Here is a 25,261-nt window from a genome sequence, read left to right as displayed (position 1 = left end):
GGGTAGCGCCTAACACACCCCAAAAAAACGCGAGCGCCCCGTCACCGCGTTTCCGCTGGTGACGGGCCTCTTCCCGCTGGTGTGGCAGGTGCAAGGTTCGAACTTGCGTAGGCTGAGCCGACGGTTTTACAGCGCCCCCCTGTTTACGATGCCTCATAGGCCGCGACCTGCGGCAACGTGCTTTCTGGTAGGCCGTTCGGCGGTGGCCATCCCGCATATATCCCGTACCCTGTTGATCAAGCCTCAGGCCCCGCAAGCCGGGGCTGACGGTCTCGGATTTCGACGGAGGCACCGAGAATGGCCCCTGGTGAGCCTTGGACGGGCAACGATCGAGATCACAACGATCAGTGCCATTCGCGATGGAGTGCGTCGTTGAATCGCTCCACCGCCCACCCTGAGTACCTGGACGAGTGGTACTACGCCCAGTGCGGAGGATGTCGTTTCTGGATCGCGTTGAGCGGTCAGCTCGGCTTGGACTACGGTGCCTGCACCAACCCCGCCTCATCGTTTGACGGGCAGATGCGTTTCGAGCACGACGGCTGCGTACGGTTCGTCGGCCGCGAGGACGGCTCGTTCGGGTAGCAGCCCCAGCCAGGCGGCATGAAGCTGAATCACTACATCGCGCAGATTCTCATCAGTGGTCGCTCCCGCTGACTGATCATGCCGTCGCTGTCAGCACTTGCCAGCGATCATCGGGCAGAACCTCCACCTGGAGTGGAACACCGCCTACCGCTTCATGGCTCGGTAACCCTTGAGGAGAACCGTGATCTTGCCGTAGTCACGCGCGCCGTTCAATTCGTTAAGCAAGTCATCGGGGCATAACTCGTAGAGGTCGCCCCACCAACGACGCACCTTGTTGTCCCAGATCCGGTAGCCACCGGGAACGCCTCTGGCGACGTAGCGTCTCCTGCCCATTGTTCGTCATTCTGCAATCAGCCAGTCCAGGGATCAAGCTCGGCGATCAGCCACGCTGCTCGGTGAGCCAGGGTGAGACACGAACCCTGGATCGTCGATCGCCCCCAAGCACGTACGGCGGCCGGCCATGCCGTGGCGATCGTAAGGGCTGCATCTATGCGGCGGCGCGGCAACCCCGGCCGGAGCAATCGGTCAGTACGGCAGGGCCGACGCGCGGTGCCCGGCCCGGTGTGCCGCCGCCGGCCGGGACCGGCCCCCAGGCCGCACGCCCGGACGGCGGGCGGGCGGAGGGCCGGGGATACGGCGCCGCGCCGCGCCGCCGCTTGACGGCTTACACCGAGGTCTGGCAGGAGGCCCGCACCCTGGCTCTCAGCCCCGCCCAGGTCGCCTCACCGCTCGCCCGGCGACCGTACGACCTCCGGCACGCGGCCGTCTCACTCTGGCTCAATGGCGGCGTACCGGCTCCGGAGGTTGCAACCCGTGCCGGCCACGGGGTGGGTGTCCTGCTCCGCGTATATGCCAAGTGCATCGACGGTCAGGAGGAGATCGTCAACCGGCGGATAGCGGACGTACTGACCGCATGAGATCACGAGCAGCACACCTCGAAGGGCTCCGGCTCCCCCGGGGCCTTTCGGCGTTGCAGGGCCGAACCATCCCGTGCGCATCCCGGATCATGGGCGTCTACCTGGGAAAACGCCTCATGATCCATCCCGTGTATATCCCGTGACCAGCGACAAACGGCCGCTCACGGCGGCATCTGGCTGCCACCATCCACCGTTCGACTCCGTCCCCTCCGCTTCCTCCGTCCAGCGGGTGAGGCCGTCTCGGATAGTCAGGGTGTCAGGGTGTCGGGGTGTTCGGCGCCCTGGACGCATTCGCTGACGGGAAGCAGTGCGGCGAGATCGTACACGTGCACGGCGGAAGCGCCTCATCCGACACCCAGACCCGGAGGATGGCGATGCCCCACACACCCTGGGCGATGATCACGTCGGACTACAATGAGGCCAGCCAAATAAGCCTAGATGCGGCGATCAGGACGATTCCTACGGCAAGCACTCGGAGAGTCCATGATCTTGTAGGCAAGATGACAGCTATTGCCGCCGGGACGCATGCCAGTCGCGTCAATAAGGATGCTGCGTCTACAGCATCCGCATCAACTTGCGGCGGCACCACCGACGTCCATTCGAATTGATAGACGTTGACGATGAAGTTTGCCGCAAGGAGGAATGCCGCAATTGCCATACATAAGACCCAGGGCACAATAATCCATATTGACCCTTTCTTGGACCCCCTGGTCACAGCATTCATGCGCATACCACCGCGTGCTTGGGCCTGCACGGGTTCTCACCCAGCAGACCTTTGACTAGATTTTTATTCGCGACCATAACCTTGCCGTAGGCTTGGGCGTCCCGAGTGTTCCAATATTTCGAGCCGCCATTGTACCAGGCTCCGACGCGCTGCACCTCTTGGTCGGTCCACTGTCCACCAACGGCGTTATGCACCCTCCCCAGATAATACGCCACAATGAACAAGTTCGATGCAGTATTTTGCAGCACGTCCAGCACGTTCTTGACAACCTCCTTGACTGTCATTCCCTTGTCATTGTATCCGAGCAGTGTAGCGGCAAGATCGAGCTGCATCTGCACTTCCCCGAAGGACGTATCCAATGCAGCCTTGAGATCTTTCTCACCGGCCCTCTTAATGAACGCCAAAGAGTCGACCCATGCTGGATCGCCTCCCACCTCGTTATAAGCCACCGCACCGAGAACCCAACTGGGGATTCCCCAGTAAGCAGCCGCCGCGCCAATCACATCCTTATAGGCGGCCACCCATCTTTTCTTGAAGTCTATAAGGCGAGCCTTGTCCCCAGCGGCATAACGAGCTGCATCTGCAGTTGTCCACTTCGGCCCCTTAACCTTCGCCCAATGGCGCGCGAATTCTTCTGCCGCTCGGTGCATCGCCGTTTTTTTGTCATTGCTCGGCGGACCCTCTGCGCAAGTGATATAGCAGCCGTCCGGGTGTGTCGGATACTGGTTGTAATACGCGGCAGTAACAGCCCACATGATCCCAAGTGCTTTATCGCTAGCGCCGGGATCATACCTACTCATGAAATCATTTTGAGCTTCTTCGCTGGCATCCCAGAAGTCGATGACCAGACCGTCCGCCCTCTTCGGCACGGGTCGACCATTAGGCATGACCTTCATGCCCAGCCTCTTGATCTCGTCCTCGCCGAGCCAGAATTTCATTTCGTTCTGGAGCTCGATCATCCGGACCCAGCTCGGGTCGACAATGGCTCCGCCGCAGCCCCAGATCATGCAGGCGATGGCTCCGCCGCCGATGTCTTCTCGGCCACAGCTGCCGATGCATTGTCCGCCGCCTGATGACCAGGAACTGTTGTAGCCGCCTGCGGGGATGGTGGTATAGCCGCTCGATCCGAAGTAGCTGGAGCCGCCATAACCGGATCCGGAGATGGAGCCGTTGTCGATGACGGTGTAGCGGCCGGTGGGGTCCGTGCCAGTAAGGGGCGAGGCGTTGGCATAGGTGTAGCGGTTGCTTTGCACCGATGGACTAGGGCTAAGACCTGCGGTATCGCGACTGGTGAAGGTCCCCGTGCCGGGCTGGTACCAGCGGGCGTGCATGTTGACCTTGCCAGTGTCAGGGTCGGTGTATTCGCCCTGGTAACCGAGGCCGGTCTTGGTGCCGGTCTGGGCGATGACGGTGCCGAACGGGTCATAGGCGGTCGAGGTCTGCAAGCTGGTGGTGAAGGCGGCCACCAGATCGCCGCGCAGGTCGCTCAGTGCGGCCACCGCTGCGCCGGTGCCTTCCTTCAAGCCGAGCAGGCCGCCGGCGGGGTCGCGGGCGTACTTGGCTTGGACGGTGCCGCCGCTGTCGGTGATGGCGGCCAGGTCGTTGCCGAGCCCGGAGTAGGCGAAGGTGTGCTTGGCGGTGCCGCGGATGCGGCTGGTCATCCGGTTGAGGGCGTCGTAGCTGTAGAGGCTGTCGCCGTCGGCGATGAGCCGGTCGAAGGCATCGAAGGTGTACTTGGTGGTGGCACCCGCCTTGATGCTGGTGGCCAGGGTGCCGCGCGGGGTGTAGGTGTAGTCAGTACCGTCGCCGTTGGTGAGACGATTGCGCTCGTCGTAGGTGAAGGTCGCGTTGCCGGCCTTGGTGCGGTTGCCTGCGGCGTCCCACTCGTAGGCGGTGACCGCGCCGCTGGGGGCGGTCCAGGAGGTGAGCCGTCCGGCGTGGTCGTAGCCGTAGGTGTTGGCGCCCGATCCGGCGGTGCCCGCGGTGGTCTTGGCGGTGAGGTTGTCGTCCTTGTCCCAGCCGTAGGTGATCTTGGCGAGTTGGGTACCGGAGCCGTTCTTCAACGTCTGGCCGGTGACCCGGTCCATGTCGTCGTAGTCGATGGTCTGGGTGCTGGCCGCGCCGCTGGTGGCCGTGATGGTCTTCAGCCGGCTGGCCGGGTCGTAGCCGTAGGTGAGGGTGCGGCCGGTGACTGGGTCCGTGGTGGTTTGGAGGCGGCTGGCGTTGTCCCAGGTGAAGGTGGCGGTGCCGGCGGCGTCGGTGCGTTGGGTGGGGTTGCCGAGGTCGTCATAGCTGTACGCGGTCTCCTGTGTGGAGCCGCGGGAGACCTTCAACGGCAGGCCCCGGTCGTTGAAGTCGACGGTCAGGTCGCCTGCGACTACCGGGCGGCCGGCCAGGTCGTAGCCGAAGGTGCGTTCGGCACTGGTGGCGCCGCTGCCCGCGCCGCTTTCCTTGGTGAGGCGGCCCAAGTGGTCGAAGGTGCGGTCGACGCGTACGCCGCCGGGCTGGATGGTAGCTACCTGGTTGCCTGCCTTGTCGTAGATCTGGGTCCAGGTGCGGTCGGCCGGGTTCGGGTGGGCGGTGGTGGACGCTTCGGCCACCGTCTCGACCAGGCCGAGGCTGTTGTAGCTGGTCCAAGTGGCGTTGCCGCGGCCGTCGGTGAGCCGGGTACGGGCGCCGGCGGCGTCGTAGCCGAAGCTCGTGGTGATCTGCTCCGTGGACGAGACCGGTTCGACGAGCGAGGTGGCCCGATTCAGCGCGTCGAAGGTTTGCTTGGTGACGTGGCCCTCGGGTGAGGTGACGCTGATTTGGTTGCCCGCCGCGTCGTAGCGGTAGCCAAAGGTGCGCTGCACCGTGCCGCCTGCGTTCAGATCCTTGGCGGCGGTCTTGCGGCCGGCCAGGTCGTATTCGGCGGTGGTGGCGTTGCCGTTCGGGTCGGTGGCCTTGATCAGGCGGCCGGCCAGGTCGTAGTCCATGGTGGTCTTGTTGGTCAGCGGGTCTGCCATGGTGGTGACCTGGCCCGCGGCATTCAAGGTGTAAGACGTCGCCTTGCCGCCTGGGGTGGTCTGCTTGAGCAGGCGGCCTGCATTGTCGTACTCCATGGTGGTGGTATAGCTGGCGGTGGCGGGCCTGCGCTCGATCTGCGTGGCGGTGATCCGGCGGCCGAGGTCGTCGTAGGTGGCCTCGCTGCGCGCGCCGTTCGGGTCGACGGTAGCCAGTTTCTCTCCGGCCAGGTCGTACTCGGTCACCCACGTGCCCGCCAGCTGCCCGTCCGGAGCTGGGTCGGTGACGCGGACCTGACGGCCGAGCTTGTCGTAGTCGAACGTGGTCGTGTAGCCGCGCGGATCAGTGGTGGAGATCAGTTGCCCAGCGTCGTCGTAGGCGTAGGAAGTGGCCGGGGTGAGCGCAGTGCCGCCGGGTGGGGTGTAATTGGGCGCGCGTCGGCTGGTCAGGCGGCCGACCTTGTCAAAGGCCGAGGTCACAGTGCGGCCTTCGGCGTCCGTCTCATGGGTCTTGGCACCGAGGGTGTCGTAGCCGAAGTGGGCCGTGGGGTGCGCATCGGCAGCTGTACCGGCCCTGTCCACCTTGACCTGCGGGCCAGTCGCCTCAATCATACGTCCCAGCGCGTCATAGCGCATTTCGGTGGTGAAGTCGGCCTTGGTGGCGCCGTCGGCGTTGCCGCGCGGGTCGGTGATCGCGGTGGTCAGACCGCGGTCGTCGATCGTCCAGGTGGTGACGAGGTCCTGGTCGCCGTTCTCGATCGTCTGGCGGGTGCGGATGCCCGCGGCGTTGTAGGCGTAGCTGGAGGTTTCCTCGCGGGTGCTGCCGGCGCCGGTCCGGGTTTCCTTGGTGGTCAGGCCGTTGGCGTCGTACTCGTAGGCGCTCTTGCGCTTGAGTTTGGCCGGGTCGAGCGTGGCCGAGGTGAGCCTGCTGGCGGCATCGTAGATGTAATCGGTGGTGGCGACACTCACGCCTGAGATGGGGTCCAGCCCGGTCACCTGCTTGACGAGGTTACCCGCCGCGTCGTACGTGTTGGCTTCCAGCACCACGTCCTTGGTCGTGGTGGAACCGTTGAGCTTGACATCGTCGCCGACCACCTGCGACAGCCGGTCGTCACCAAAGTAGGTGTAAGACGTCTTGCGGCCTATCGCGTCCACGCGCGCCGACAGGCGCCCACCGGGATCGTAGGAGAACGACTCCAGGACGATCTCCTTGGCCGGCTGCGGGCTGACCGGGCTGCCGGTCCAGTTCTTCAACGTCCGTGTGGCCAACTGGCCGCGCTTGGTATAGGTGTAGCCGAACACCGAACCGAGCTCGTCGGTGACGGTCGCCTGCAGGCCGAGCTTGTCCCAGCTGGTGCGAACCACACCACCCTCAGGGTTGGTGCCGGTCTCCTGGTGACCATAGGCGTCGTAGGTGTAGGTCATGGTCCGCGCCGGGTCGCTACCGGTCAGGTCGCTGACAGTCGCGGTGAGCGTGTTGCCGTCCGGGTCGTAGGTGTAGCTGGTCTTCGCCGTATGCGTGACACCGCTGATCTCGTTCTTCACACCCGGTGCCGTCTGCGTGGCCACCCGGCTCAGCTTGTCGTAGGTGAAGGTGGTCTTCACGCCGCCGGGTTCGGCGTCGGAGATCTGCGTCTGGGCGCTCACACGGCCTAACGCATCGTGCTCGAACTTTGTGACCAGCCCGGATGGGTCGGTCTGCTCGGCCAGATCGCCGGCGGCACTGTAGCCGAAGGTCGTGGCGTTGCCCTTGGCATCGGTACGTGTCTTCACCAGACCGGCCGGGGTGGTGCCGCCGCCGACACCCGCTTCGGTGCCGTCGGTGTAGGCGATCGTGGTCGAGCGGCCGTTGGGGAAATCGAGCGTGGCCGGGGTGGTCTGCTTGGTCAGATCGCCGTACGTGTTGTACTCGAAGCTGGTGAGGTAGGTGTTGTCGTTGGCGCTGGCAGAACGGCCGTCGCGAACCTTGGTCACGCGGTCGTTGCGGGCGTCGAACGGGTCGTCCTTGTTGAAGGAGAACTCCGAACGCGCCGTCTGGCAGTCGCCGCTGCCCCGGCACGTGGTGGTGGACAGGACGTTGCCGCGGCTGTCGTTCGCCCAGGTCGTGCTGTTGTTGTTGGCGTCGGTGACCTTGTTCAGGTAGCCACCGGTGTCGTACTCATACGTGGTCTTGTACTCGAGCTGATCGACGGTCGCGGCCAGCCGGTAGCCGCGCCAGGCGTCATAGTCGTATTTGACGGCGTTCTGCTGGGTGGGGTCCGTCACCGTCACCCTGGACAGCTGGGTGGTCTTGTCGTAGACGGGCTCGGACAAGCTCCATAGGCCACCGTGCTGGTCGGTGTGGGTCTTGAGCCGGTCGGTGGCGGTGTCGTAGGTGTTCTGCGCCCGGACTCGGCCGGACGGCAGGGTGATCTTGTCCAGCAGGTTCAGGGCAGGGCCGCGGGCGGCGTAGTGGTCAACTATCTCATCCGGGCTCAGCGCCTTGTCATACAGCGCGACCTCGTCGATGTCGCCTCGGAAGTAGAAGGAGACGTAGGCGTACTGGCCGGGCGAAGGCGCGGCGGGCCAGTTCTGGTCGAAGTCGCCGACGCCGACACGGGCGTACTCCAGCCACGTTTGGGGGCTGGGCTGCGAGCCGGTCCGCGTGGCGACGCTCTGCCCGTCCAGATAGATGGTCTCCTTGGGACCGTCGCCGGTCAGGACAAGGTGGTGCCATTGGCCGTCATTGACCGTGCGGCTGGTCGTCATGACATTCGCGGGGGTTGCGCCGCGGTACAGCTGGCCGCGCAGTTTGCCGTCGGTACCGACGTACAGCATCGCCGGCACCGGCCTCTCATCCAGCGGCGCACTACCGCCGTAGCCGGGGCTGTCGCCGGTGTCCTTGCCGGACAGCAGCACCCCCGCCCCGGTGGTCTTGAACCACATCTCGACCGACATGCGCGTATGCCGGGAGGCCATCGCGTTGCGCGGCAGGACGAGATACTGCGCGTCTTCGTCGAAGCCTGTGAGCTGGACGGCCCCGTTGGTGGTGCCACTCAAGGGTGAAGGCCGGCCACGCGAGGAGATGCGAAAGTAGCGGGCGGTGCCGGAGACCCCGGTCAGGTCGCGGGCGGCGTCAGTGGCGGGGGGCTGGCACGCAGCGGCGTCCGGGTCCCAGTAACACCTTTGCGGCGGCTCCCATTGTGTGCCTGTCCCGGTTTCGTCCAGACGCCAGTAGCCGATCGGGTCCGTGTCCAGCACCCGGTTCTTGTACTGCGAGCCGGTGGTGTAGCTGTAGATGGTGCAGTTGGGCGCCTCGGCGGGCGAGCACACCTTGGTGAGCTTGTCTCCGTCGTAGTGATAGGTCCATGTCAGCGGGCTGCCGTCGACCGGATCCGTGGACACCGAACCCACGTGGGCGCCGTTCCAGGCGAACGTGAGGGATCGGCCCCCGGTCGCGGTGACCTTCGACAGGCCGGTCCCGGTGTAGACCAGGTCTTGGGTACGCCCCCGAGCGTCAGTGATCTTCTGAAGGCGGCCCTGGGCGTCGAAGGTGTAGATGGTGGACGACTTGTCCATCAACCGCCAACCCCCGGCGGCCACGTCGGCCAGGGTCGCGTGAACACCCGGCGGCGCCTGGTAGCCGCCGTCACCCTTGGCGACGAAACGCAGCACCTGCCCCTGCGGGTAGGTGACCAGGAGCGAGGCGACACCGAGGCTGGTCTCCCGCTGGATGCGCATGTCCCAGCGGGTACTCCAGCCGGCGCCGAAGATGCCCGTACGGCGCGGGTCGAGGCTGTTGTACCAACGGTTGACCGTCAGGCTGGGACCGGCGGCGGGCACCTGCGCGTCGGTCGCACTCGTCGTATAGTTGCCCGCCAACGGCTCAAATGCCCGCCCACCGGGGCCGGGCTGGCCAAGCGTGGAGGCGACGACCGGCTGCCGGATCCCAGTGATGAAGCAGCTGGACTCCCAGTCCTCAGTGGCGTCGGAGTAGCGGGCGATGAATTCGACGCAGTACTTCTTGCCCCACTCCAGCTTCCCCGCGGGGGTCTGCCAGCTCCGGCTCTGGCTCAAGCCCGACTCCGCGCACACGGCCGTCGACAGTTCCCCACAGTGCAACTTGAACGAGTACTGGGCCGCCACGCCGCCGTTGATCTGGCCATAGATACGCGAGCTGGCGGTCATCAACGGGGTCAGCGTGCTGACCAGCGATCCCTGTTGGGGATAGACGTTGAATATCTCGACACAGTCGATGGTGCATCCACCGCCGGCGGCCACCCCGGCCCGTGTCGTGGTCGCTTCGTAGGCATCGGCCTTGTCCTGACGCCCCGCGGGCTCCCGCTCCGCCACGGCGTGTGCGGCTCGTTCTCTGTCACCAGGATCACGGCTGTCGGGGGCAAGTGCACCCTTCGGCGGCCGGGTCGATCGCCTGGGTGTGCCCGCTTTCTCTGGGGTAGCGGTGACCGCCGATTCCACCAGCGAAGGCAGTTCGGTGGCGGAGCCTCGCATCTGCACGGGCACGTTCTCGATACCGTCCGACACCAGGACGTCCTGAGTAGTGGCAGCAGCAGACACGGGCTGCGGATAGAACGCCGGCGGTGCTCCTGATAGCAGGACTGTTAACGCCACCACCGACGGCACAGCCAGACGAGCCCATGACAAATACCGGCGCATACGCCGTCACGCTCCGAACCACAACGAGGGACACCCTTATTGGGGTGCCAGACGTCGCTCCACCCCACCCGGCAGAAGTCCTGACTCGTGCGGCTCTGGAGCACTGACCAAACGGGCAAAGCGTAACTTTCGCAAGATCAGTCAACAAGGGTCATCTCAGCTACCAAATCGGCACGGAGTGCGACGTACCGGATGAAAGCTCGCGGCCATAGGCGAACCAGTGGCAGGCACCTGCACGTCGGTCGCGCTGGTCGCATAGTTGCCCGCTAGCGGCTGGAACGCCCTGCCCCTCAGGGCCGGAGGAACCAAGCGTGGAGGTGACGACTGGCTGCCGGATCCCTTGTGATGGAGCAGTTGGTTCCAATCCTCGGTGGCGTCGCACGAAGGAATGCGGACAGCGGAGGCGATTCATCAACACTCCCCACGAAGACAGGTATCGACAGTTAGTAGGTGACTCCGAAAACCAGCAGTTCGTCAAGCTGTGCCAATAGGGAGCCAGTACAGAACGAGCCACAGAGTTGACCGGTCGGCGGAGCTGGTGCCGACGAAGAGCCAAACCATCAATCCGCAGAATCAGCAGAATGCCTCTTCGAGAGAAAGGACACAGGCCAGCCGCCCGGCTAGGCCCCGCTTCTGCATAGGCCGACGCGATCCGCAGATCGCCGCGGAATTCTGCAGAAACGGCGCAGACTACTCGCCATCCCCACAATCTTGGGCCGCCAGGTAGGTCATCCACAGACCCGACACGAACCTCATGATGTGCAGATCTACCGCTCACAGCGTGTTTGAGAGGGGTGAAGCAACACTGTGATCACCGCTGGTCAGACTGATACGTGTGGAAGTACGGGATGGGTGGTGGGCAAAGTTGCCCCCCCGCAGGTTCGTGATCGAATCGACGAACACCTTCGTCGTGGACGGCTGATTGCAGCCATCATGCTGTTACGGTCCGAAGGCGGCATTGATCCTGTGCCTGGCCTATATGAGGCGCAGGACATGCTGCAGGAACGATCCGTCCGGTTGGCCGAGCAGGGCTTGGATGACATTGAAGAAGCGCCTGTGCAACTTCCACGGCTGGTCAAGGCGGTTAGGGCGATCAGCGAGCCGGTGGTCGCGGTTGAAGCGCTGTGGGACGGAGATACCCAGGGCTGGTTCGTGGAACTGGTCGCGATCGTGCAACGGCCGGGCCGGCACCATCACCGCTTCGACGAGTGTCTGCTGGCACTGTTTCGTCGCGGGAGTGACCTGCGGCTGTTCAACGGGGAGGTTCCGACTTGGCCGGAAGCCGTTGAGGCTGTCGAGAAAGGCCAGGCGATAGCCCACAGCCTGGGCGTGCCATTCCACTTCGCCAGCCCGGACACACCCGATGACAGCTTGCCACGCTGGTGGGACTCATGAGCTTCGCGACAAGCGCGATCAAGGCTGGCGGAGGTTGTGTCGACGCCGACGTTGGGCCGGATGGCGGCGTGTGATCCGTCAGGCCATGCCTGTGATGGCGGCCCAGTGGATGATGGCCTCGGAGAAGGCGGGATCGCATTCATGGTCACGGGCCAGGCAGCGGCAGGCGGGCAGCCGAACCAAGGTACGCTCGACCGCCCACCTGCGGGAGATGACGTTGAAACTGCGCTGGTCAGCGGGCTTACGCACGATCTCCAGGGAGGTACGCAGGGAGTAGCGTGCCCAGTCCACCAACCGTCCCGCGAAACCCCTGGTCGGCGAAGACCTGCCGGATGGGCGTTGTTAGGTACGCCGACAGAGCTCCCACTGCATGTCGGTCAGGTCCGAAGGGTAGCGATCAGGGGGCATCCAGCCGCCCTCATGCTGCCACGCCGAACATGAATGATCTTCTAAAACACGCACTCAGTCGCCGCTACCGACCCGCATCGACGATCGATCAGTTGAGGGTCGAGTCGGGCAGCCCCTAGGGGCGCAAGTAGACCTGCAAACTTGGCCGCGTATTGGCCGTGAGTGGCCGTAGAACGCCGATGATCGCCGTAGACAGCCGGACACAAAGCGAGAGGCCCGTCACTGCGTTTCCGCTGGTGACGGGCCTCTTCCCGCTGGTGTGGCAGGTGCAAGGTTCGAACTTGCGTAGGCTGAGCCGACGGTTTTACAGACCGCTCCCTTTGGCCACTCGGGCAACCTGCCGTGCCATCCGCTCTCGCGGCGACAGATAGAAGGATAGCGGACTTCCGAGGTGTACGTGACAACGGTTGGGTGTGCGCCGGATCTCCGTTGGGCACCGCGCCGAAACGGGTGGAGGGGAGCCGGAATCTGGACGGTTCTCCGTACGGGGAGCGGTGTCCTGCGCGGCGGGCCGATGCTGGCTAGGCTCGTGCGCTGGGTCCGCGCGTTTTCGCGTACGCCGGGGAAGCAGGATCCGGGTAGTGCTTTCGCCGCTGAGAGGATGAGTGTTTTGGCCGATTCGTCTTTCGACATCGTGAGCAAGATCGACCGTCAGGAGGTCGACAACGCTCTGAACCAGACGGTCAAGGAGATCGGGCACCGCTTCGACTTCAAGGGTACGGGGGCCGCGATCAGCTGGTCAGGGCAGGACAACATCGAGATCAAGGCGAACAGCGAGGAGCGGGCGAATGCCGCTCTCGACGTGTTCAAGGAGAAGGTGGTCAAGCGGGGCCTCTCGCTGAAGATCCTCGACGCGGGTGAGCCCAAGCTGTCGGGCAAGGAGTACCGGATGCTGGTCAGCCTGAAGGAGGGCATCGACCAGGAGAACGCGAAGAAGATCTCCAAGCTGATTCGCGACGAGGGGCCGAAGGGGATCAAGGCGCAGATTCAGGGCGAGGAGCTTCGGGTCAGCTCGAAGAAGAAGGACGACCTTCAGGACGTCATCTCCCTTCTGAAGGGCAAGGATCTGGACATCGCCCTCCAGTTCGTGAACTACCGCTAGCGGAGGCCTACTTCAGGCCTTTGAACTGGCGTTCCAGCGTTCCGCAGGGCTCGGAGGGCACATCCGGGGCACACGGTCGAGCGCGCTGTCCACGAGGGCACGCGTCTTCTCCTGTGCCTCGGGCCGCTCCCCCACATGTACGTATCCTCGGTGGAGTGGCTGAGAGCGGGCTACACAGCCTTGGTCGAGGTGCCCTTGCGGATCGGCCAAATGGCTCCGTGGGTGATGTAGGCCAGTCAGAGGCGGGGGCACCCACCCGCCACCAACAAGGTGCCGGCGAAGTCTCCGCGTTTGATGGTCTTCTTGGCTCGTTGAACCATCTATCCGAGATCTCGTGCCTGTGTCGATCGTCGACGCGGCACCCGGTCTTTCCGATCCGTCGCCTTGACCCGTTTTCGCTGGCCGGAGTTCTTCGCCGACGCGCACCATGGGAGTTCGATCCTCCTCCCGGGGAAAAGAAATCTAGGCACCGGTGCGAAAGAACCACTGCCTGACTACGGGCGCCCATCGGCAGTTGGGGAACTGTCCGTCACTGAGTCCTCACTCAATGAGACCATGGATGAAGTCAACCACAAGGGAGTACTCCCTCTGCCGCAAAGGTGGAACAGTGGACATAGAAGGACGCCTTCTCGACCTGATGTCACGGATGCGGGCACTCGAAGCGGGCGTGCCCAGCAGTGGCGCCGGCAAGGCCACAACGGCCGAAGTCGACCAGATAAAGGCCGACATCGCCGAGTTCCGTATTGAGGTCAGACAAGATCTCGCAGCTCTCGGCGACGAGATGGCCGGGCTTCGGCGGCACTTGAACGAGTACCTCAGTTCCATCCAATGCAAGGTTCAGCTCCAGCCGGGGTCCCTCTAACCCGAGCTCATCCCTAGATAGCCAAAGGCTCAGCCAAAGCCGCCGATCTGCTCGCGGCGGCTCAGGCTGAGCCCAGCATCCGCTTGATCTCTGACCTGCGTGGTACGGACATGAATGATCGGCCTCACAGTGCTTCAGGTTGATCTGGTCCAGTCCCCAGGGTCTGGCTGGTTGTCCAGCCCGATCGCGCCCTCAGTCAGATTGCTCTGGAGGATGGCGGCGGGCGGTATGTCGGGGCTCGATCGTAAGCTCGGTAAACGTGACGAAGATCCCCCTGCGCCGCTTTACAGCGCGTGCCCTGCCCATTGATGATCAAGATCGGGTTCTCCTGCTCCACGGCTTCGATCCGGCCAGGCCCGATGAGCCGTTCTGGTTCACGATCGGCGGGGCGGCGGAGGATGGCGAGACGTTGCAGGAGGCGGCGGCGCGGGAGTTGTTCGAGGAGGTCGGGATCCGGGCGAATGCGGACGAGCTCAGCGGACCGTACGGGAACAGCGTGATCGAGTTCAACTGGTCCGAGTACGCCATCACGCAGGATCAGACGTTCTTCGCGATCTGGGTGGGGGCCGCTGCGGTCGTGTCGTTCGATCACATGGAGCAGACCGAGAAGGACACGACGATGGCTTACCGGTGGTGGAGCGCGGAGGAGCTCGAGAGCACGGAGGAGACCTTCTTCCCGACGGATCTCGCGTCCATCCTGCGCCGGGTCACTGAGGGCGGAGGATCCGCGTAGCGCCGGCGATCAGCGCCGTGGCCAGGATCCAGCCGGAGACGATCAGTCCGTACGCGAGCCACTGCGTCCACCCACCCGGGTCGAACAGCTCTCGTTGCCCGAATGCGGGGATCGGGAGCAGGAGGTCGAAGGTGTAGGCGAAGGCGTTGAAATCGGGGCTCTCGGAGGGTTTGAGCGCTCTTGGGGGGCTGATGGCGAAGACGACCGTCCCGATCGCCAGCAGCAGGGCGAACCATATGCCCGCCAGCCAGGGGCGGTAGCGGTACCCGACCGCGACGTCGAGCAGCCGCCCCCACGCCCGGCTACCGAGGCCCTGCGTCTGCCGGCGGGCGCGGAGTTTGGCGAGTTGGGTGCGCCGGGCGAGCGCGTCGTTGCCGTCGCTGAGGAACCACGCGGCGAGTTGCTCGTACGGCTGCGGCCTGAACCCCTCCGGATCCCGGGTCACCCAGTCGATTCGGCGGGTTACGCCGGAGCCGCGCAGGCGGTCGTAGGTCAGGCCGTTCAGGCGTAATTTCTCGGGCCAGGTGTCTGGATTGTCGTGCAGCGTGCCGACGGTGGTGTGTGCGAGGGTGACGACGCCTTCGATGGGCTTTGCGGGCTTCAGGTAGAGCTCGCGGAGCTCCATGTGGCTTGCGTGGAGGGCGTAGCGAGTGTCCGGGCTTCGGATGATCCCGTTGAGCGAGAGTGTCCCGTTGATTCGCGCTCCGCGTAATCGTATGCAGCCCAGTGCCAGGAATCCGTCGGTGCAGCGCATGGTGTCCTCGACGACCATGTTGTCGGCGATGAGGGCCTGGTTGCCGGGATTGCGGAGGGTTGCGCCGTCCAGGAAGAGTCCACCGTTGAGGCGGGCGCCGACCAGACCGATTGCTCCGGTGAAGTCGGCGTTGCGCAGGTACGTGCCGGAGTCCACGACGACGGCGTTCGCGTAGAGCGCCCATCCCTCGTCGTCGTCGGCCGTCACCTTGGTCCCACCCAGCCACAGCCCGCTCTCGAACTGGGCCCGGTTCAGGCGGACGGTGCCGGTGATGTTCGAGCCGGACAGGCTGAGGTGCCCGGCCACCCGCAGGCCGCCGCCGCTGAGGCCCGGGAGACGGCAGTCGGTCAGGCGTACGGTGCGGGTGTTGGAGTCGGTGAAGCGGATGGGTTCATCCAGATGGCAGCCGATCAGGCTGAGTTCGTACGGGATCGTGCCGCCGATGATCGTGAGCCGGCCGGTGATCCGGGCGCCGCGCAGACGTACCGCCGGGACCGAGCCGGTGCCGGTGTCGCGGGCGCCGAGGAGCAACTGGGCGATCACTTCGGCTCTGATCGAGCGTTCGGGCCCCCACGTGTGGCCGTCCGTGGGAGCGTTCGCGCCGGCCGTACGGAACGGACCGATCTTGAACGGGCCCAGCTCGACGGTCTGGCCGGTGGAACGCGTTCCAGAGCCTCCGCTCCGCCTTGGTTAATCGGCCCATGGGTCAGCGGCGGTAGCCGGCCATCCGCTCGAGGCGGGCGACCCGCTCGGACGTGGGCGGATGCGTGGAGAACAGCCGGCCGAAGCCCGAGCCGCTGAACGGGTTCGCGATCATCATGTGGGAGGCCGAGGTGAGGCGGCTGTTCTCGGGGAGCGGAAGCCTGCGGGCACCCATCTCGATCTTGCGGAGCGCCGAGGCCAGGGCGAGCGGGTCGCCCGTGAGCCTGGCACCCGATTCGTCGGCCTGGAACTCTCTCGTCCGGGAGATCGCCATCTGCACCATCCCTGCCGCCACCGGTCCGAGCACCATCATCAGCAGCGCGCCCACGAAGCCCGGCCCCTCGTCATCGTCCGAGCCGCCGAAGAACACGGCCACGTAACTGATCCAGGTGATCATCGTGGCCAGCGCGCCGGCTACGGAGGAGATGAGGATGTCCCGGTTGTACACGTGTGACAACTCGTGCCCGATCACTCCGCGCAGCTCGGCCTCGTCGAGCAGCTTGGTCAGGCCGTACGTCACGCACACCGCGGCCTGGCGAGGGCTTCTGCCGGTCGCGAACGCGTTCGGCTGCACCGTCGGCGAGATGTACAGGCGCGGCATCGGCTGGCGAGCCTCGGTGGAGAGCTCTCGCACGATCCGGTAGAGCGTGGGCTGCTCCACCTCGCTGACCGGCCTGGCACGCATGGCCGACAGGGCGATGCGGTCGGAGAAGAAATAGGCGACTCCGTTGCTCGCCAGGGCGAGCACGAGCGCGATCTGCACACCGGCGCCGCCGCCCAACCACGCGCCCACCGCGACAATCAGCGCCGACAGGCCGCCCAGCAGGATGGCCGTGCGCAGACCGTTGTGGTGCAAGGTTTCCCCCCTTCGTGGTCTGGGTTCACCTCCTCCAACGACCACGACCCGGTGCTTCGTTCCCCAGCCGCTCCCCGGCGTGCTCAGCTGCGGGCGGAGCGCGACTTTCTTCTTACCCACGGCCCGTCTCTCAACCGAAGGCGGACAGTGCGGTCATGTCCAGGACCAGTTGGGGGGCGATCGAGAACAGCACGGCCACTGCCAGAGCGAGGCCGATGGCCAGCCACGTCATGGGCGTCGGGCGGTGCCGGACGAGGACCGGTGCCGTGGGAGGGGTGAAGAGGCGCGCGGTCCAGACAGCGTAGTAGTAGAGGCCGATCACGGTGTTGACGGCCATGATCAGGGCAAGCCAGCCCGAGCCGCCCTCCACGATCTCGCGGAAGACGAACACCTTGGCGAAGAGCCCGGCCAGGCCCGGTGGCAGGCCGGCCAGGCAGACCAGGCAGAACGCCAGCGCGAGCCCCGCCGCGGGTCGCCGGAACGCCAGGCCCCGGTAGTCGTCGAGCTCGTTGCGGGTGGCGGTCCTGGAGACGAGCAGGACCACCGCGAACGCGCCGAGGTTCATGGCGGCGTAGATGACCAGGTACGCCATGGAAGTGCTGACCGCGCCGACCCCGGTTCCGGCTGGGTATGTGCCGGGTCCCCTGGCAGGCCGAAGGGTTATGCCCTGGGCCGCCACCGCCAGCGGCGCCAGGATGTAGCCGGACTGCGCGACGGAGGACCAGGCCAGCAGGCGTACGGCGGAGCGTTGGCGCATGGCGAGCAGGTTGCCCGCGGTCATGGTCAGCGCGGCGATGATCCCGACAATGGGCGCCCAGGTGGCAGCCTGCCCGGACAGTCCGGCGACCAGTACGAGGATCAACCCGGCGAACCCGGCCGCCTTGGAGATCACCGAGAGCAGCGCGGCCACGGGGACCGGGGCGCCCTGATAGACATCGGCCGCCCAGGAGTGGAACGGCACCGCGGCGATCTTGAAGGCGAACCCCGCCACGACGAGCACGACTCCGACCGAGACGACGGCGGGCAGACCCTGGACCGCCGCGAGGGTCGTGGTCTCCGCCAACCCCGGCGCCGGGGCCTGACCGCTGAACACGGCCGCGAGGCGGGACAGGTAGACCGTGCCCGCGATGCCGTACAGAAGCGAGACGCCGAACAGCATGACGGCCGTCGACACCACCGAAACCACGAAGAGCTTCACGGCGGCCTCGGAGGCTCGGCCGTCGTAGCGCTTCATGGCGGTGAGGGCGAAGACCGGGAGCGAGACCAGCTCGAGCGCCACCACGAGCATGATCAGGTCTCGGGAGGCGGGCAGGGTCACCGCGCCGACGAGGGTGCAAAGGAGGAGGAAGTACCACTCACCCACCGGGATGCCGCCGGCCGCCAGCTCGGTCATCGACATCAACACGACCACCACGGCCGCGACCAGCACCATGCCCGCGAAGACCAGCGTGAAGCCGTCCGCCACGAAGGAGCACTGCCTGGTGGGACCGGCGAGGTCGGCCGGGACGCAGAAGGTCGATCGCGGCGGGCCGCCCCCGATCGCCTGGGCGACGACGAAGGCCAGCGCGACCAGGACGCCTGCCAGCGTGACGAGCCCCAGCACGGGCTTCGTACGGGGGCGGGCCGGGAGGAAGGCGTCCAGCAGCAGGACCAGACCGGCCACCAGGGCCAGCGCCAGCGGAGGCGCGATCACGAAGTAGTCGATCTGCTGGATCATGAGACGGCTCCCAGCAGGGTCTGCACGGCCGGTGTGGTGAGCGACAGGAGGAGGCCCGGCCAGAGCCCGAAGAGCAGGATCAGGGCCACCAGCGGTGTCCATGCCAGCAGCTCGTAACTCCTGATGTCATCTGGCGCCTGCCGCCGGGGCGCGCCGGTAACCCGCTGAGGGCCGCCCGGGAGGGTGCCGCCGCTCACGGCTCCGGCATCTTCCAGGCGCGCGTCACCGCTGGACGGTCGGACGTGCTCTGAGGGCGTGCCGCCGCTCAAGGGTCCGGCATCTTCCAGGTACGCGTCGTCACCGGACGGTGCGGCATGGTCCGGAGGCGTGCTGGGTTCGGTGGCGCTTGGAGGCTTGTGCTGGCCGCTGTAGGGCTCCGGTCTCGGGGGCGGCTCCAGGGTGGCCGTCGCCGAGCGTCTTGCCGTCGAGCCGAGAGGTACGACGGGACGCTCGTCCGGTGTGACGCCTTCCCGCTCGTCCATGCGGGGGCGACCGTGGGTCACGCGGGACAGCATGACCAGGAAGTACGCGGCCGTCAGGACCGCCCCCAGCCCTCCGATCGCCATGTACGTCACGAACAGCGCGCGGGGCAGCCCGTTCGCCGGCTGGAAGGCCCCGAACAGCGCCAGCATCTCCCCCCAGAATCCGGCCAGCCCCGGCAGCCCCAGCGAGGCGATCGACGCGAAGGTGAGCACCGAGCCCAGCCGCGGCAGCGTCGCCAGCATGCCGCCGCCCAGGGAAGGCATGTCGGCGGTGTGGTAGCGGTCCTTGATCGCCCCGGCCAGGAAGAACAGCAGGCCGGTGATGAGGCCGTGGGCGACGTTCGCGAAGAGGGCGCCGTTGATGCCGACCGGGGTCAGCGTGGCGAACCCCAGCAGGACGAAGCCCATGTGGCCGACGGACGAGTAGGCGATCATGCGTTTGAGGTCTCGCTGGGCGAGGCAGGCCAGAGCGCCATAAATGATGCCCACCACGGCGAACGCACCGAGCCACGGAGCCACCGCCATCGCGCCCTCGGGGAGGATGGGGATGGCGATCCTGGCGAAGCCGTACGTGCCCATCTTCAGCAGCACCCCGGCGAGCAGCACCGAGCCGACGGTGGGAGCCTCGGTGTGGGCGTCGGGCAGCCAGGTGTGCAAAGGCCACATGGGGGTCTTCACCGCCAGGCCGATGCCGATCGCCACGAACGCCACGATCTGCACAGACCTCGCTATACCGGCACCGTGGGCCGCGCTCAGGGCCTCGATGTCGAGCGTGCCGGTCTGCGCCCATACGAGCAGCAGGCCGAGCAGCATCACGACCGAGCCGAGCAGCGTGTACAGGATGAACTTGACCGACGCCGCCCGGCGGCCCTCTCCGCCCCAGATGCCGATCAAGAAGTACATCGGGATGAGGACGATCTCGAAGAACACGAAGAAGAGCAGCAGGTCGAGAGCGAGGAACGTACCGATCATGCCCACTTCGAGCACCAGCAGCGTGAACACCAGTGCCCTCGGCCGCGCCCCCACGAACCCCCTCCGCGCGGCGCCCCAGCACAGGTAGACGAAGCACAGGAACGTCAGCAGCGCCGTCAGCACGATCAGCGGCAGCGAGATCCCGTCGACGCCGAGGTGGAAGCGGAGTCCCAGCCCGGGGATCCACGCCTGATCGACCTCGAACTGCGGCCGCGCGCCCCGTGAGTAGTCGAACGTCGCGGCCAGCAGCACGGCCAGTGCCAGCGTCAGGCCGGACAGGGTCAGTCCGTACGTGTGCAGCAGCGGCCGGAGCCGGTGCGGCGCGAGGAGGAGCAGGAGGGCGCCGAGCAGCGGCACGGCCAGCAGCGCGACAGAGAGCCAGGCCATCATGCGAGCACCTCCGCCTCTGCGCCGAGGCGATACCGGGCCGTCATGCGAACACCACCGCCCCCACCGCGATCAGCAGGACACCGGCCAGCAGGCCGCTCACGTAGAGCTGGACATTGCCGTTCTGGGCCAGTCGCAGCAGTCCGGACAATCCGCGCGCCGACCTGCCGGACGCGCGCACCGCCCCGTCCACGACCACGTCGTCCGTCCGCACCACCAGCCTGGCCAGGGCCAGGACCGGGCGTACGAACAGCGCGGCGTAGAGGCCGTCCACGGAGAACGCCCGCTCGCACGGCCCCCGCAACGGCCCCAGCAGGCGGGCCGGGTCGGCGATGGGATCGATGCGCCAGAACGCGTACACCGTCCCGGCGCCGAGTGCGGCGAGCACGACGCTGACGGCGGCCACGCCGAGGTCCAGGTGCAGCTCCCCCGCGAAGCCCAGCAGCAGGGCGGGGACGGCGAGGACGACGACAGGAACGAGCATCGTGCGGGGGGCCTCGGTGACGTCCACGACGTGGGCCGTGCCCGGCTCCGGCTCGGGGAGCGCCACGGCCCGCGCCTGGCCGAAGAACGTGCGTAGCCAGGCTCTGGTGGCGTACGCGCCGGTGACGGCCACGGTCGCGAGCGCGCAGCCGTACAGGAGGAGCGCGGCCGCGTCCGTCAGGCCACCGGTGGACAGTGCGCGGTCCATGGCCAGCAGGATGCCGTCCTTGCTGAAGAAGCCGCTGGCCGGAGGGATGCCCATCAAGGCGGCGAAACCTATCGTCATCGTCACGAACGTCACCGGCAGTTCGCGCCGCAGGCCGCCCATCTGGGTCATCAGGTTGGAACCGACGTGGTGGATCACCGCACCCGCGCACAGGAACAGCAGAGCCTTGAACGCGCCGTGAGTCAGCAGGTGGAAGATGGCCGCCGTGTCGGAGCCCGCGGCCAGGCCGCCTGCCATGTACGCGAGCTGGCTGATCGTGGAGTAGGCGAGCACGCGTTTCAGGTCGTCCTGGGCCAACGCGGCCAGCGCCGAACCCAGCATGCCCAGGGCCGCGACGACGGCCAGCACGTCGAGCGTGGGCCGGGCCGCGAGGAACGCGGGGAACAGCCTGGCCACGATGAAGATCCCGGCGGCGACCATGGTGGCGGCGTGGATCAGGGCGCTGATCGGCGTGGGGCCCGCCATGGCGTCAGGGAGCCACGTGTGCAGCGGGACCTGGGCGCTCTTGCCCGCCACACCGGCCAGCAGGAGCATCGTGGCGGTCACGAGCGTGGCCGCGGACATCTCCGGCACTTTGCCCAGCACGTCGGTGATGCGGAAACTTCCCGCCGCGAGACCGAGCACGAAGATGCCGAAGAGGAAGCCGACGTCGCCCAGGCGGGTGACGAGGAACGCCTTGACCGCCGCGCGGGAATTGCTCCGGTCTTCCCACCAGTGGCCGATGAGGAGGTACGAGCAGAGGCCCATGATCTCCCAGCCCACGTAGAGGACCAGGAGGTCGCCCGCGTAGATCACCAGGAGCATGGCGCTGGTGAACAGGCTGATGAACGCGCTGTAGGAGGGGTAGCGCGGATCGTCCTTGAGGTAGCCGACGGAGTAGACCTGTACGGCCAGGGCGACGAGGGTGACCAGGACGCCGAGGATGCTCGACAGGTTGTCGGCCTGGAGGATGAGCGTGATCGGGACGCCGCCGGTGACGATGGTGCCGTACGTCTGGCCTGTGGGTGGGGAGGTGGTCGCGCCGTGCAGGTAGGCGACGCCCGGGCCCCAGGCGAGCCAGCCCGCCAGGATCGCTGAGAGCGTGGTCGGGAGGATCGCGATCCAGGCTGCCCGGGTGTTGGCTCGCTGGGCCGCCGCTCTGGTTGCCGCAGCTGTCTCGGCTGACTTGGCTTCGTGCTCGGGCGTTGTGGCCTCTATCGCGGAGGTCGCGGTTTCGAGGGCCGGGGTTGTGGCCTTTGGGGTGGAGGCGGGTGTCGTCGTCCCGAGGTTGCCGGCTGGGGCGCCTGGGCTGGGTGTCTTGGGCTCTCCTGTGCTGGAGGGGGCGGTGGAGCGCTGGTGGGGCCAGCGGGAGAGCAGAAGCCCTGCCGCGGCGGCGACGAAGGGCAGGAGCACGGCGATGAGCGGGAAAGTCGTCACAGCGTGCCACCTCGCTTGGCGGGCTGCTCGTCCCCACGACCGCCTTCGGTCTCCGCCTTCCCTGTCCGATCCGCCTCGCTTGTCCCGTCCGAGTGGTCTGAGGCTGCTTGGGGTGCCTGAGCCGGCTGGGTGTGGTGGTGCTCGTTGGGCTCGGCGGTGGCGGGTGGACGGCCTTCGGTGGGCTCAACCGTGTTGGCGGGCGTGGCGGGATCGGACGTGGCGGGGTCAGGTGGGTGTTCCGGGGCGATGGCGTGGCCTCGTACCGGTGTCGTCGCTGAGCGCGCGGCGGCGGCGGGCTGGTCGGGAGTGCCCGCGATCGCCGGCGTCTCTGTGGGCTCGTCGGTGGGTTCGGCGAGGTCGCGGAGGTGGTCGATGTCGACGGTGCGGCGGTTGCGGTACAGCGCCAGCACGATCGCGAGGCCCAGGCCCACCTCGGCGGCCGCAATGACGATGACGAACAGGGTGAGGACCTGACCGCTGTGCAGGCGGTCGGCCAGCCACACGTCGAACGCCACCAGGTTGAGGTTGACGGCGTTGAGCATCAGCTCGACCGACATCAGCACGAGGATCGTGTTGCGGCGGACGAGCACGCCATAGACGCCGATGGAGAACAGGAGCGCAGAGACCACGGCCGGGTAGACGATGTGCACTAATGACCCCCGGTCTGATCGGGCGGCAGATGACCCCCGGTCCGGTCGGGCACCGAGTTGTCCCGGGTGTCGGGGGGTGACGGGCTGGTCTCCGGCCGGGCGGGCGAGCTTTCCCCGCTCCGGGTGGATGGTGACCTATCCCCCGTATGCGCATCCTCCCCGGCTTTGTGACCCCCGACCCGCCGAGGTGCCGAGTCCCTTTCCGTCGGCGACCTTGCGGCGCGCGTCTCGTCGGGTGGGGTGTTGCTCCCGGTATGAGCGGACGGCGCGCCGCCGGGGATGTCCGTACGGGACAGGACGATGGCGCCGATCAGGGCGGCGAGCAGGAGCACGGACAGCGCCTCGAACGGCAGCACCCAGGTGGCGAACACACTGGCGCCCAGCTCCTTCGCGGCTCCCTGGCCTGGGGTCAACGGTGTGTAGGCGGCGTGGAATCCGTCGATCACCACCGTGACGAGAATGGCCGCGGTCGCCACCGCCACCAGGGCTGCGACCAGGCGGTTGCCGCTGTCCAGGTCTGTGGAGCGGCCGATGGGGGCCCGGGTGAGCATGATGCCGAACAGCAGCAGCACCACCACCGCGCCCACATAGATCAGCACCTGGACCCAGGCCACGAACTCGGCGGTCAGCACGAGATAACAGCCCGCCAGGGCGCCGAAGGACACCACGAGCCAGAGGGCGGCGTGAACGAGTTGTTTGGTCGTGACGACAAGCAGCGCCGATCCAACCGCTACCGCGCCCAGCAGCAAGAAGACGATCTCTTGCCCGGTGGGTGACAGGTAGGAGGGCACCGCTTCGGTCACGACTCCTCCTCGGACTCCCTTGTCTCGTCAGGACCGAGCCGCCCGGGCGGTCGGATGGACCGTGGATCGGCCATCCTGCGCCTGCGAGGGCTCGCGGCAGAAGTTTGCTCCTCCGGCTCGGGCTTCGGTTGCGGGCCGCCCGAGGCTGTGGACAACTTTTCTGAGGACGACTGCCCTGTGGATGAAGCCTGTCCCTGGGGTGGCTCCTTCGCGGAGGGACCAGTCTCGCCGTCTTCTGTGGGGGGAGAGGCGGTGGCCGCCGTTGGGGAGGGCGCGCTGGTCGTCGGGTCGTCGTCCTTCGTTGCGGGGGCTGCGGCCGTCTCGCTTTCTCCTGCGGGACGAGATGCGGTCGTCTCGCTTTCTCCTGCGGGGCGAGATGCGGTCGTCTCGCTTTCTCCTGCGGGGCGAGATGCGGTCGTCTGGCCCTCTTCCGGGGGGAGGGCGGAGCGCGGCACGTCGGCATTCGGCTCAGAGGTGTCGTCCTGAGCGCGGGATGGGAGGGCGCCTGGAGGACGGATTCCCCGTACGTTCTGGATGGGTCGGCGTGGGCGTCCGCCTGGCGTGCGTGACGGAGCGGTCGCCGGGCCTGATCCGGGCGCGCCCGCAGTGGGCTCCCCGTCCTGGGCGTCGGGCGTGGGCGTCGTCGCTGAGGTGTCGGGGGCCGTGCCTGGGGTGCTGGATTCGGGAATCGTCCCGGATGCGCCAGCTCCGGGCTCGGATGGGACGATTTCAGGCGTTGCTCCGGAAACGTCGGCTTCGGGCGCTGTTCTGGAGACGCTTGCCTCGGACGTTGTTCCGGGCAGGCTTGCTTCGGATGTTGTTCCGGGGGCGCCTGCTGAGTGCTCTGCTCTGGTTGTGGGCTGCGAGCTTTTTGCTGTGGTTGTGGGCCCTGCGTCCGGTGCTTCGGAGGTGGGGCGCGTCTCGCTTGTTCCCGCTGCCGGCTGGGCGTTCTGTGCGTCCGGGGAGGGGCCGGCTGCCGTACCTCCTCTGCGCTGGGGTGGTTCCGCTGTGCGTGCCGTACGGGCGGCGGGCCGGCGGGGGGCGGCCGTGAGTTCCTTCGGGGGCTCGGCACCCGGGTCGTGGGCCGGAGGCGGGGGGACGGTCTGGGTCCAAGCGGCCAGCTTGTCCTTCTCATGGATGAGGTTGCGGATGTCGCCTTCCGCGTACTCGAACTCCGGAGACCAGAAGAGAGCGTCGAACGGGCACACCTCGATGCATATCCCGCAGTACATGCACAGGCTGAAGTCGATGGCGAAGCGGTCGAGGACGTTCCGCTGGCGGGGGCGGCCGCCCTCGGGAGCCGGGATCGTCTCCTTGTGGGAGTCGATGTAGATGCACCAGTCGGGGCACTCTCGGGCACAGAGCATGCAAGAGGTGCAGTTCTCCTCGACCAGGGCGATGACGCCGCGGCTGCGGGGCGGGAGGGCAGGCT

General features: G+C 66.7%; 15 protein-coding genes, 1 tRNA gene and 1 pseudogene. 6 read left to right on the top strand and 11 right to left on the bottom strand.

All coding sequences use genetic code 11. The annotated features are described in order from the left end of the window. The first annotated feature begins 297 nt into the window (after positions 1–297). Both ACWEPL_RS25715 and ACWEPL_RS25710 read left to right on the top strand, forming a co-directional pair. Positions 298–582, top strand: a complete 285-nt coding sequence (locus ACWEPL_RS25715; RefSeq protein ID WP_452437649.1) for a DUF3027 domain-containing protein — start codon at positions 298–300, stop codon at positions 580–582. Between the two features lie 563 nt (positions 583–1,145). Then, positions 1,146–1,499 (top strand): hypothetical protein, encoded by a 354-nt coding sequence (locus ACWEPL_RS25710; RefSeq protein WP_452437648.1) that lies wholly within the window; start codon positions 1,146–1,148, stop codon positions 1,497–1,499. A 720-nt stretch (positions 1,500–2,219) separates the two neighbouring features. Here ACWEPL_RS25710 and ACWEPL_RS25705 read toward each other — a convergent pair. Further along, complete coding sequence (locus ACWEPL_RS25705; RefSeq protein WP_452437647.1) at positions 2,220–9,782, bottom strand: RHS repeat-associated core domain-containing protein; 7,563 nt, start codon at positions 9,780–9,782, stop codon at positions 2,220–2,222. 954 nt (positions 9,783–10,736) lie between these two features. Here ACWEPL_RS25705 and ACWEPL_RS25700 point away from each other — a divergent pair. Then, positions 10,737–11,276 (top strand): hypothetical protein, encoded by a 540-nt coding sequence (locus ACWEPL_RS25700; protein ID WP_452437646.1) that lies wholly within the window; start codon positions 10,737–10,739, stop codon positions 11,274–11,276. 78 nt (positions 11,277–11,354) lie between these two features. Here the strand turns inward: ACWEPL_RS25700 and ACWEPL_RS25695 are convergent, their stop codons facing one another. Together ACWEPL_RS25695 and ACWEPL_RS25690 are read right to left on the bottom strand one after the other, a co-directional pair. After that, positions 11,355–11,567 carry a hypothetical protein gene (locus tag ACWEPL_RS25695; RefSeq protein WP_452437645.1) on the bottom strand — a complete coding sequence of 71 codons (213 nt, stop codon included), beginning with the start codon at positions 11,565–11,567 and terminating at the stop codon, positions 11,355–11,357. 377 nt (positions 11,568–11,944) lie between these two features. Next, positions 11,945–12,026: transfer RNA gene (locus tag ACWEPL_RS25690), tRNA-Tyr, on the bottom strand. 268 nt (positions 12,027–12,294) lie between these two features. Here ACWEPL_RS25690 and ACWEPL_RS25685 point away from each other — a divergent pair. The 3 genes from ACWEPL_RS25685 (at position 12,295) to ACWEPL_RS25675 (ending at position 14,381) form a co-directional block, all read left to right on the top strand. Then, positions 12,295–12,786 (top strand): YajQ family cyclic di-GMP-binding protein, encoded by a 492-nt coding sequence (locus tag ACWEPL_RS25685; RefSeq protein WP_397373647.1) that lies wholly within the window; start codon positions 12,295–12,297, stop codon positions 12,784–12,786. Between the two features lie 607 nt (positions 12,787–13,393). Beyond that, positions 13,394–13,648 (top strand): hypothetical protein, encoded by a 255-nt coding sequence (locus tag ACWEPL_RS25680; protein WP_363981273.1) that lies wholly within the window; start codon positions 13,394–13,396, stop codon positions 13,646–13,648. A 259-nt stretch (positions 13,649–13,907) separates the two neighbouring features. Next, positions 13,908–14,381: an NUDIX hydrolase gene (locus ACWEPL_RS25675; protein ID WP_452437644.1), complete on the top strand. Its 474-nt coding sequence runs from the start codon at positions 13,908–13,910 to the stop codon at positions 14,379–14,381. Here the strand turns inward: ACWEPL_RS25675 and ACWEPL_RS25670 are convergent. The 8 genes and pseudogenes from ACWEPL_RS25670 to ACWEPL_RS25635 form a co-directional block, all read right to left on the bottom strand. Continuing rightward, positions 14,356–15,678, bottom strand: a complete 1,323-nt coding sequence (locus ACWEPL_RS25670) for a hypothetical protein (RefSeq protein WP_452437643.1) — start codon at positions 15,676–15,678, stop codon at positions 14,356–14,358. The genes ACWEPL_RS25675 and ACWEPL_RS25670 overlap by 26 nt on opposite strands. Before the next feature lie 163 nt (positions 15,679–15,841). Continuing rightward, positions 15,842–16,693 (bottom strand): zinc metalloprotease HtpX, encoded by an 852-nt coding sequence (gene htpX, locus ACWEPL_RS25665; protein WP_185070073.1) that lies wholly within the window; start codon positions 16,691–16,693, stop codon positions 15,842–15,844. A 130-nt stretch (positions 16,694–16,823) separates the two neighbouring features. Further along, positions 16,824–18,410 (bottom strand): NADH-quinone oxidoreductase subunit N, encoded by a 1,587-nt coding sequence (locus ACWEPL_RS25660; protein WP_452437642.1) that lies wholly within the window; start codon positions 18,408–18,410, stop codon positions 16,824–16,826. Continuing rightward, complete coding sequence (locus tag ACWEPL_RS25655; protein ID WP_452437651.1) at positions 18,407–20,251, bottom strand: NADH-quinone oxidoreductase subunit M; 1,845 nt, start codon at positions 20,249–20,251, stop codon at positions 18,407–18,409. Before ACWEPL_RS25655 ends, ACWEPL_RS25660 begins: the two co-directional genes overlap by 4 nt. 43 nt (positions 20,252–20,294) lie before the next feature. Further along, positions 20,295–22,376 (bottom strand): NADH-quinone oxidoreductase subunit 5 family protein, encoded by a 2,082-nt coding sequence (locus ACWEPL_RS25650; RefSeq protein WP_452437641.1) that lies wholly within the window; start codon positions 22,374–22,376, stop codon positions 20,295–20,297. 347 nt (positions 22,377–22,723) lie between these two features. Continuing rightward, positions 22,724–23,026 (bottom strand): annotated as a pseudogene (nuoK, locus tag ACWEPL_RS25645) (NADH-quinone oxidoreductase subunit NuoK); the annotation flags it as partial. Then, positions 23,026–23,829 (bottom strand): NADH-quinone oxidoreductase subunit J family protein, encoded by an 804-nt coding sequence (locus ACWEPL_RS25640; protein WP_363981256.1) that lies wholly within the window; start codon positions 23,827–23,829, stop codon positions 23,026–23,028. The pseudogene nuoK and the gene ACWEPL_RS25640, both read right to left, overlap by 1 nt. Then, a complete protein-coding gene (locus ACWEPL_RS25635; protein WP_452437650.1) occupies positions 23,826–25,196 on the bottom strand; it encodes a 4Fe-4S binding protein in 1,371 nt (456 codons plus the stop codon). The genes ACWEPL_RS25640 and ACWEPL_RS25635 overlap by 4 nt, the downstream gene beginning before the upstream one ends. Between the last annotated feature and the right edge of the window lie 65 nt (positions 25,197–25,261).

This window comes from Nonomuraea sp. NPDC004186 (assembly GCF_053603495.1).
The sequence above is the reverse complement of the archived record's forward strand: the minus strand, read 5'-3'. Positions and strand labels throughout refer to the sequence as shown.

Excerpts from the sequence above, each read along its gene's own strand:
- ACWEPL_RS25715 (WP_452437649.1), top strand. The coding sequence starts at position 298 with ATGGCCCCTGGTGAGCCTTGGACGGGCAACGATCGAGATCACAACGAT.
- ACWEPL_RS25660 (WP_452437642.1), bottom strand. The coding sequence starts at position 18,410 with ATGATCCAGCAGATCGACTACTTCGTGATCGCGCCTCCGCTGGCGCTG.
- ACWEPL_RS25655 (WP_452437651.1), bottom strand. The coding sequence starts at position 20,251 with ATGGCCTGGCTCTCTGTCGCGCTGCTGGCCGTGCCGCTGCTCGGCGCC.
- ACWEPL_RS25635 (WP_452437650.1), bottom strand. The coding sequence starts at position 25,196 with ATGCTCTGTGCCCGAGAGTGCCCCGACTGGTGCATCTACATCGACTCC.